The sequence below is a fragment of the Candidatus Dormiibacterota bacterium genome (assembly GCA_036495095.1).
In the GTDB taxonomy this organism is placed as follows: Bacteria; Chloroflexota; Dormibacteria; order Aeolococcales; family Aeolococcaceae; genus CF-96.
Genome location: DASXNK010000112.1, coordinates 1 through 7,511 on the forward strand (window position 1 = coordinate 1; position 7,511 = coordinate 7,511).

A 7,511-nucleotide genomic window follows, 5' to 3' on the forward strand; every position below is an offset into this window, starting at 1 on the left:
CCCCCCGGGCGCGGCGCGGAACACGGCGAAGACGTCCGGCGGCGCGCACCGGGTGAGCACGGTGCAGGCCCGTGCCGACCGGTCGACCACCGACGAGCTGATCGTCACCGTCTCGCCCGGCCGGTACTGGGAACGGTCCGCGGCCACGCTGACGCCGAGGGCACCGGGAGCGCACGCGGCCGGACCGGACGACCCGGCGGCCGGGGCGGCCGTCGACCGCCCCGGGTCCGCCGTGGTGGGGACCGGTGAGGCCGCGCCCTGCAGCGGCGTCCCCTCGGCCGGCGGCGATGTGGCCGGCGGGGGCTTCGCCTGCTGCGGGTGCGTCCCCACCGATCCGATCAGCAGGGTGGCCGCCACCCCCAGCAGCAGTCCACCCGCCACGGTGATCGTCCAGCGGATCATGCGCGCCCGTCTACTCGACGATGAGGGTCCCCCTCATGAAGGGGTGGTTCTGGCACGTGAAGGAGTAGGTGCCGGGGGACAGCTTGTCGACGCCGTGCACGGTGTGCACGTACGTCCAGTCGACGAGCCCGCTGGAGAAGCGGGGATACGCGCAGTTGCCGTGGCCCGCGTTGTTGCCGACGAACGGGGGCGAGGAGCAGTCCTTCACCACCTCGTCGAGGCTGTGCGCCGGGTTGCCGAACAGCGGGTCGTAGTTGCCGAATTTGAAGTTGTGGCCCTGCTTGACGTGCACCGTCGAGGGCACGTACTCCCAGTTGACCACGAAGACGTCGGCGGGATGGTTCTGGACGCCGCCGTCGGCGTGCGCGCGCTGGATGCCGGGGCCGCCGACGAGGAGGCCCGCCGCGACCATCACCGCGGCGGCGGCGACACCGCCGCATCGTGCTCGAAGAGATCTCATCGTGCTCACCCCGCCGTGACCGACGTGAAGGTGACATTCCCCATCTCGAAGGGCCGGCTGCCCCAGATCCCGACCGGCTGGCTGGGCAGGCATCCGGCGTGCACCTGGAGGCCGAAGATGGTGGTCATGACCTCGCCCGCCTGGGGGACGGCGAAGAGCGTGATGTTGACCGAGCCGGTGGCGCCCTGCTTCTGCCCGAGGACGGCGCCGTGGCCGAGCGCGCCGCTCTTCGAGCCGACCACGTCGACGTTGAGCACCACCGTGTCGGTCCACGAGGCGTCCTTGTAGGCGACCGCCACGGAGTGGACGCCATCGGCCGGCTGGCTGGTCTCCAGGGTCGCCATCGGACCCTGGCCGGCGCAGTTCACCGCCGCCGCCTGGCGGATGTTCAGCTGGAAGATCGACACCTGGCCGGTGTTGGGATCGGCCGAGGTCTGGGTGAACTGGTCACCCTGCTTCGGCCCCGCCTGGAACGGCGGTCCGCCCCCGGCGGCCGACGCGGGGATGGCCATGACCAGCCCCACCGCGCCCACCGCGAGCGCTGTCAGAAGTCGTCTCATGGAAGTGCTTCCCCCTCCTACCACGGGTAGTCGGTCTTCACGAAGTTGAAGAACTCGCGGCGGGTGCGCGGGCCCGCGATGATGTTGGAGCGCGTCGGCATCGACTCCGTCGGCGTCATCGGGTTGAGCAGGTAGGCGTCGCGCATCCGCTGGACCTCGTCGCAGCTGATCGCGCCCCGGGTGGCGTCCGGGTCGACGCCGTACGCCTCGGCGGCGTTGCGGCCGAAGATGCCGTTGCGGATGCTGCGCTCGGGATGGGCGCGCAGGTCGGTCGGCCAGCCGTGCACGTTGGGATGCCCGGTGGTCGGGTAGCTGGAGCCGCTCATCGCGTTCTTGGACGGGTCCCAGCGGTCGCCGTCGAGGCCGTAGGGCAGGTTGTAGAGCGCCTTGGCCTCGTCGCTGAACTGCAGCGCGCGCAGCATCACGAACTGCGGCTGCGGCGACCCGTACCAGATGCAGTCGGTGCCGAGCACGATGCGGCGCGGGCCGACGTACTTGATCAGCTTGCCGAGCATGTGCGCAGACTGGTCGGCGTCGCGCATCACCCCCCACCAGGCGGTGCCGAGCTCGGCGTACATGTTCACGGTGTTGCCGTGCTGCAGGCCGGGCGGCACGAAGCGGGTGGCGTCCCAGCCGTTCTCGCGCAGGCTCTTGATGAAGGCGTCGACGCCGCGGTTCGAGGAGTTGACGTTGTCGTCGCCGGCGTAGGCCTTCTGGTACTCGCCGTCGTATCCGGAATGGTAGGTATAGAAGGTGATATCGGGGAACTGGCGGCCGATCACGCCCATGTCGCGCGGCGAGAAGTGCGCCGAGTCGAAGGTGCCGTTGAAGGCGAGGCCCTTGTGGGTGCAGACCACCGGCGGTCGCGCCCCCGGCTGCTTGGCCAGGTTCCGGATGTGGTTGACGATCGACATCCCCATCTCGTCGTCGAACCACCAGCCGTTGATGGTGGGGATGGGGTCGCCCCAGCCGCAGTAGAGCTTCCAGCCGCGCACGTCACGGGCGCGGTTGGTGTCGGTCATCCACTGGTAGTCCTCGGCCTGGTGGGTGGGCACCTTGCCCTCGCCCTGGTAGCCGCGGTTGGGCTGGGTGAACGCGTGGATGAGGCACCGCTCCGAGTGGGTGATCCCGTTGATCATGTCCCGGGTCTCGGTCGCGAACTTCATCGGGGTGATGTTGGTCTCGTCGGGGAGGTTGGGGAGAGCGGTCAGCAGCACCACGTCGGCCGAGGAGTTCAGGAACGACTCCCGGAAGAACATGGTCCGGCCGAGGTTCTCCATCTTGTCGACCTCGCCGCCGCCGGGTCCGCGGACCCTGCCGTCCTGGATGCTCGGAGGCGCGCCGATCGCGGGAGTCGTCCAGACGGTGAGGAACCACTCGAAGTCGGGCTGCTGGATGCGCCACTTGCCGGCCGAGTCCAGGCAGTGCCCCTGGGTGTCCATGATGAACTCGCCCGGCAGGTTGGCCAGCTGCGAGCCCGGGTTCTCCAGGTCACAGGCGTTGCCGGGGCCGATCGGGAGCGCGGTGGGGTTGAAGTTGAACCGGCCCCAGCGCCCGCCGGTGACCTGGTCGATCGCCCACACGCCCACCGAGAAGGCGGCGGCGGTGCGCACGAAGTCACGCCGGCTCATGCCGAACCTGCGGCGCAGCTCCTCGATCTTGGTGTTCTGGAGCGCCATGATCCGCAGCTCGTTCTGGGAGGGCTCCTTGGGGATGAACTCGCCGTTCGACGCCGGCATGACGTCGATCGGCGGGGTCTCGGGAATGTCCGGCCAGTGCCGTTTCCAGGGAATGGGCATCGCCTCGTCCTCATGGGGCCGCCGCGCCGCCCTGGGGGTGGCGGCGGGCTGGCTGGGGTCAGTGGAGCAGAGCCGGCGGCCCGCTCAAAAGGGGGGAGTTTTCAGATGGTGAAGTCGGACCCGTCCACGCGATCAGACGGCGCTCATCGCCAGCGCCCGCGACACCCGGGCGGCGGTGCGGCGGAGGGTCTCGCCGCCCTGCTCGAGGGCCCGCAGCCGGTTCACCGGCATCGAGAGCGCCACCGCGCCGATCACCGAGCCGTCGCGCACCGGCGCCGCCGCGCAGGCGGTGCCGAGGGAGTACTCCTCGTGGTCCATGATCACGCCGTCGCCACCGTCCGCCTGGAGGGCCCGGAGCAGCCGCCCCGGGTCGGTGATGGTGTGGGGGGTGAGGTCGGGCAGCCCGTGGCGGGAGAGGTAGTCGCTGCGCTCCTCGGCGGGAAGCGAGGCGAGCACGCTCTTGCCCAGGGCGGTGGCGTGGCCGGCGTCGTGGAAGCCCACCCAGAGATCGACCCGGGGGGTGGTGGGGCCGTCGGCGATCTCGCGCACCACGATCTCGCCGTCCTCGTACAGGCAGAGGTAGGCGGCCGCCCTCACCTCGTCGCGGAGGGCGGCGAGGGCGGGGCGGACCCGGCTCAGCACGGCCTGGTGGCGGCTGTGGGCGAGCAGGCTGGCGACCCGGTCGCTGAGCACGTACGTGCCGTCGCAGAGGCGCAGCACGTAGCCCTCGTGGACCAGGGTGCGGAGCAGGTGGTAGGCGGTGCCCAGCTGCACCCCGGCCTCCCGCGCCAGCAGCTTCACGGGGGCGCCGTTGGGATGGTTGCAGACCGCCTCCATCAGGTGGAGGGCGCGCTGCACCGAGCCGATCAGCGTGGGTGCACGTGGCTCCCCACCGGTCTCGTCAGCCCGCGGGGCCGTCACCCCCATGCCTCGCACCGAAGGTGTGTGCGAATCATCGCGGGAATCACCATCGCCTCAAACCATCCTCGCCCGCGGTCGCAAATGGTGGTCTCCGGACAACCGTGGCGCCTGTGGCGGATGCTAGGACTCGGCTCCACCGCCGTCTACCTGCGGATGCAGGTTTCGGGTCACCCGCGGCCGGAGACCCCGAGCGGCCACTATTGGGCCGTGATCGAGACCCGCGCCGGCGACCGCAGCTACCCGGGCATCGCCTCGCCCCCGGACGCCCGGATGCGCTGGGTGGTCTGTGTGGAGCCGACCCCCGAGGAGGTCGAGGAGCTGGCCAGGGCCTTCCACATCCATCCGCTGGCGGTCGAGGACATCCAGACCCGCAACCAGCGGCCCAAGGTCGACGAGTACGGCGACCAGCTCTTCGTGGTGCTCTTCGCCGCGGTGCGGCAGGGCGACTCCGCGCACGTGCGCCTCGCCGAGGTCCACGTGCTCGTCGGGCGCGACCACGTGGTCACGGTCACCGACGAGGCGATCCCGGTGATCAGCGACCTGGCGACCCTCTGCGGCCGGCGCGACGACATCCTCGCCGCGGGCCCGGGCCGGCTCTTCTACCGGCTCTGCGACGCGATCATCGACTCCTACTTCCCGGTGCTGGACTTCCTCGACGGCGCCATCGACGACCTGGAGACGGCGATCGTCGAGCGGGCCGACCAGGAGACCATCCGGGACATCTTCTCGATCAAGCGCGAGCTGAACGTGATGCGCCGGGTGCTGGGCCCGCAGCGCGACCTGATCCAGGGCCTGGCGGGGCCGCACGGCCCGCTGCTCGGCGAGGACACGCAGCTCTACCTCCGCGACGTCTACGACCACGCGGTGCGCATCGTCGAGCAGGTCGACGCCTACCGCGACATCGTCACCAGCGCCCTCGACGTCTACCTCTCCTCGGTGTCGAACCGGCTCGGCGAGCAGACCAAGCGGCTGTCGATCGTGGCCACCATCTTCCTGCCCCTCACCTTCCTCACCGGTTTCTTCGGCCAGAACTTCGGCTTTCTCATCCAGTCGATCCAGAGCAGCCGCGCCTTCGTCATCGGGGTGGGCATCGAGCTGTTCTCGGTGGTGGTGATCTGGTTCGTCGCCCGCCGGACCACGATGGGGGCGCGTCCCATCCCGGAGGAGAGGGCACGGCGCCGGCCGGTGATGACGGTGGGGCGTCCGCGGCTGCGGCGGCCCACCTCGGGATCCGCCACCGCCGCCCCCCACCGCGGCGAGAAGAAGAAACAAACAGGCTGATCGACGCATTCGGCGGTTTTTAGATCGCGACGACTGCACGGATTGCGCACCTGTTACTCATTCGTAACGCAGGATTCCGCAGCGTGAGGACGTCGTGTGGACATGATCCCGAATCAGTCGGGACGTGGCGGAGGACCCTCATGAACATGCTCCGACTTGCTCCCGTGCTCTCGGTCGCGGGCGCCCTCGCCCTCGGCGTCGGCGCCGCATCCGCATCCGGCGTGATGCCCCTCGACACCCTGCCGGCGGCGCCGGTCTCCAGCCCGGTGCTGGGCGGCACCGTGTCCTCGGTCACCGGGCCGGTCGGCGGCGTGGTGAGCGGTACCACCGGAGCGGTGTCCGGAGCCGTCGCCGGCGTGACCGCGCCGGTGGCCCCATTGGTCACCACCGTCACCCCCAAGCGGCAGACCACCTCGACCACCCCGCCGCCGCCGGGCAACGCGACCGCCAACGGCGCCCACGTGAACCCGCTCGACACCTGCGTCAGCTGCACCGGCGCCGGCGCCCAGGGCGGCTCCTCCCAGTCCGGCGCCACCGCGCTGCGGGTGGTCGGCCAGACTCTCTCCGGCGGCTCCTCGTCGAGCACCGGCGGCCAGAGCGGCCAGCTGATCGCCACTCCCGCCAATCCGCTGATGACCCTGGCGATCGCCAACTGGATGACCGCGGCCGAGGCCGGCACCGGCGGGTCGTCGAGCTCGCGCTCGCGCTCCGCCCTCGTCGACCTCGGGGCGGGCAGCGGCCAGGTGGCCACCGTGGCCGTCCTCGAGGCCGCGAGCGCGGCCACGTTCGACGGCGCCGCCTCCCACGGCGCCGGGGCGAGCAACGGTGTCAACCTCAGCGCGGGCAACGGCGCCCTGGTGCTGGTGCTGCTCCACTCCGAGGCCAACAGCGACGGCGGCCGCTCCGCCTACCTGGCGTCGATCAACGGCACCACCCTCGGCGGCAGCAACCAGGACGGCGACATCCCGGTCACCGTGCCCGGGGTGATCACCATCCACCTGCTCACCGTCGGCGCCAGCGGCGGGATCGGCGGCGCCGCCATCGGCAGCGTCAACGACGTCCTCAGCATCCCCGGCCAGGTGGCCTCGGTGCTCGCCTCGACCGCCGGCGGCGCCGCCGCCCCGGCCGCCGTGACCCCGCCGGCGCCGACCACCGGGATCGCCTCCGCCGCCTCGACGGCGCCGAGCGCCCACGCCTCCGGGCCCGGCGTCCCCCTCACCGGCCTCTCGGTCGGAGCCGGCGGCCTGGTGCTGCTGACCTCCGGGCTCGCCCTGCTGGGGGCCTCCGCCCGCCGGCGCCGGGGCGCGACCGCCTGATTCCACGAGCCGGGCGCGCCCCCGCACCCGGCGGGAAGGGAGGGAGCCCGACGGGCGGGACCGCAGCAGCGGTCCCGCCCGTCTCTCCGCGCCCGGCCCCTCTCGCGGCGCAAGGGATTCGCTCCTGATCGCGTTCTACCGCGTGACGGGTCGCCCTGCCTGCAGCCGGCAGCCGCGACCCCGGAGGACAGAGATGGACCCCGAGATCCCCCAGTCGTTCCACCAGGCCGCCTCCCGGCTGGTCGTCGAGCTGGAGGGCCGGCGCTCGCCCGAGGTGGTGGTGCGATGCCTGCTCCGCGCCTTCGACCGGGTGTCGCGCGCCGGTGACCTCGCCGCCGACCAGGCGGTGCTCCGTGCCGAGGCGATGGCCCGCGACCTGCTCACCGTGGGCAGCGCGGAGCAGCGCCTCGCCAGCTGACCCGCGCCGCCGGGACGGCCGGGCCGCGACCTCCCGCACCTCGTGGTTTGCGGGACGCGGCGGTCCGGGCGTTCAATATCAGGTGACTCCGCGCGAATCCACCGGACGATTCGAGATTCACCTGGCGGTGGCGCTCGTGCCGCACGATGCGGCCGCTGCGCAGGAACAGGCGGGCGTCGGGGCGTCACCCCGCGGTGGCGCCCCGACATCTGCGCCTCCGGGGCTCTGTAGAGTGGCCCGCATGCGCCGACGCCGCCTCCTCGCCATGCCGGCCGCCATGCTCGTGCTGCTCTGCGCCTGCGGGTCGTCCCCGGCGGCCTCCCCCACCCCGGCCCCGCCGCGCCCCACCGCCAC

General features: G+C 71.9%; 8 protein-coding genes. 3 read left to right on the forward strand and 5 right to left on the reverse strand.

The genetic code is table 11. The annotated features are described in order from the left end of the window. From VGL20_12305 to VGL20_12325, 5 genes are all read right to left on the reverse strand, one after another. Positions 1 to 402 (reverse strand): hypothetical protein (locus tag VGL20_12305; GenBank protein ID HEY2704464.1); only part of this gene is annotated, 402 nt, incomplete at its 3' end. Between the two features lie 10 nt (positions 403 to 412). Continuing rightward, positions 413 to 862, reverse strand: a complete 450-nt coding sequence (locus tag VGL20_12310) for a hypothetical protein (GenBank protein ID HEY2704465.1) — start codon at positions 860 to 862, stop codon at positions 413 to 415. A 5-nt stretch (positions 863 to 867) separates the two neighbouring features. Beyond that, on the reverse strand, positions 868 to 1,422 hold the full coding sequence (locus VGL20_12315) for a hypothetical protein (protein ID HEY2704466.1): 555 nt from the start codon (positions 1,420 to 1,422) through the stop codon (positions 868 to 870). 17 nt (positions 1,423 to 1,439) lie between these two features. Continuing rightward, on the reverse strand, positions 1,440 to 3,221 hold the full coding sequence (locus VGL20_12320) for a hypothetical protein (protein ID HEY2704467.1): 1,782 nt from the start codon (positions 3,219 to 3,221) through the stop codon (positions 1,440 to 1,442). Positions 3,222 to 3,353: 132 nt separating this feature from the next. Next, positions 3,354 to 4,148, reverse strand: coding sequence for an IclR family transcriptional regulator (locus VGL20_12325; protein HEY2704468.1), 795 nt, complete (start codon positions 4,146 to 4,148; stop codon positions 3,354 to 3,356). A gap of 201 nt (positions 4,149 to 4,349) precedes the next feature. Between VGL20_12325 and VGL20_12330 the strand changes: the two genes are divergently transcribed. From VGL20_12330 to VGL20_12340, 3 genes are all read left to right on the forward strand, one after another. Further along, positions 4,350 to 5,423 (forward strand): magnesium transporter CorA family protein, encoded by a 1,074-nt coding sequence (locus VGL20_12330; GenBank protein ID HEY2704469.1) that lies wholly within the window; start codon positions 4,350 to 4,352, stop codon positions 5,421 to 5,423. A gap of 140 nt (positions 5,424 to 5,563) precedes the next feature. Continuing rightward, the gene (locus VGL20_12335; GenBank protein ID HEY2704470.1) at positions 5,564 to 6,739 is read left to right on the forward strand and encodes a hypothetical protein; all 1,176 of its coding nucleotides are present in this window, start codon (positions 5,564 to 5,566) and stop codon (positions 6,737 to 6,739) included. A gap of 193 nt (positions 6,740 to 6,932) precedes the next feature. Then, positions 6,933 to 7,157: a hypothetical protein gene (locus tag VGL20_12340; GenBank protein ID HEY2704471.1), complete on the forward strand. Its 225-nt coding sequence runs from the start codon at positions 6,933 to 6,935 to the stop codon at positions 7,155 to 7,157. Positions 7,158 to 7,511 lie beyond the last annotated feature (354 nt).